Origin of the sequence: Halorubrum sp. SS7 (assembly GCF_005435055.1) — an archaeon.
Lineage (GTDB): Archaea > Halobacteriota > Halobacteria > Halobacteriales > Haloferacaceae > Halorubrum > Halorubrum salinarum.
The window spans coordinates 1-669 of sequence record NZ_SGXV01000213.1; the positions used below are offsets into that span (position 1 = coordinate 1).

The 669-nt window shown below is 61.6% G+C and carries 1 pseudogene; it reads left to right on the top strand.

What is annotated here, in order from left to right:
• Nucleotides 1-669 (top strand): annotated as a pseudogene (locus EXE44_RS20435) (hypothetical protein); the annotation flags it as partial.

Below are 669 nucleotides of genomic sequence, written 5' to 3' on the forward strand. Positions count from 1 at the left end.
ACCCAGACGGACACGGTCGCACTCGGTAACCCCAGCGACGTGCTGGTCCACCAGATCTCCGCGACCGGTCTCGAAGGTGTCCTCGACGCGCAGGGCGCCAACAACAACGCTGCGGCGCTCTACGACCTGCTCAGTACCACGAACACCTACAACACTGACACGATCCACGCGGCAAGCCTGACGTTCACCGAGCAGAACCCCGGTGCGAACCAGGAAGCCAACGAGATCAACGCTGTTGACGACTTCAGCGCCTCCGAGTTCGAGCAGGCCGTCGACGTCGTCTACGACGACGAGAACGGCGACTACTACGTGTTCCTCGACCTCGACACGGTCAACAGTGCGCTTGAAGACAACGGCAACGTCGACGGCATTCAGGCCGACGACGAGTACACCGCTGACTTCAGCGTTCAGGAGCCGCTCCTGACCGACGCTGAACAGGACGACAGCACTGACGACATCGAGGCCGCGTACGAGTCGGCGAACGCGACCTTCGATGCCGTTGAGGCTGAAGGTTCCTTCGACCTCGATCCGGTTGAGGTCGGCAACGCCGAGAATCAGTCCATCGCGGGCGAGATGAACGTCGCGCCTGGTACGGAGTTCGCGCTGCGTGTCCAGAGTGACAGTGCTGAGACGAACTTCATCAAGAATGCCGAGTCGGTCGTCGTCCAG